This window comes from Paenibacillus marchantiophytorum (assembly GCF_014640555.1).
Classification (GTDB): Bacteria; Bacillota; Bacilli; order Paenibacillales; family NBRC-103111; genus Paenibacillus_E; species Paenibacillus_E marchantiophytorum.
In genome coordinates, this window is sequence record NZ_BMHE01000125.1 from 1 (window position 1) to 565 (window position 565).

At 47.3% G+C, this 565-nt stretch carries 1 protein-coding gene; it reads right to left on the reverse strand.

Going from position 1 to position 565, the window contains the following annotated elements; translation table 11 throughout:
* On the reverse strand, positions 1-565 hold a 565-nt coding region (locus IEY34_RS36215; RefSeq protein WP_189021116.1), incomplete at both ends, for an IS4 family transposase.

Below are 565 nucleotides of genomic sequence, written 5' to 3' on the forward strand. Positions count from 1 at the left end.
CTCGCATAAGGCATATGCGATAAGCGACAAATAAATCTGATTCCATACCGCACGGGGCTTGTTGTTATACAGCTTTTTTAGGTTCACATGCTGTTTCATCCACTTAAATAACATTTCAATCTTCCAACGATGGCGGTAAATCTCGCTGATTTCCTCAGCGGTAAGATCGAAACGATTCGTCACGACACGGATCCGTATGAGTTTTCCTTTTTTGTCTTGACACATGTACTCTACAAGGCGAAGCCGAGCCTTCTCTCCTGTTTGGGGATCGGTGCATAGGACGTCTTGATCCAGCGTGACAGGTGAGTTGCTCGCTACTTGCCGCTTTTCGGATAGAGCCGGCAGTTTATTGTTAGCTTTGATCCGTGCGACAAAAAGCGTCATATGCAGCGCCCACTGTACATAGTAGTGGTAGTTGATGTAGCCGCGGTCAAACACGTAGGTTAACGACTTGTCTCTTACAAGTGTTTCGATGACTTCCTTGTCTTGATCGGCAACTGAAGCGGTTGAGGCTACGATACACTGCGGACAGGCACTGGTTTCATCAGCAACGTGGAACAACGTG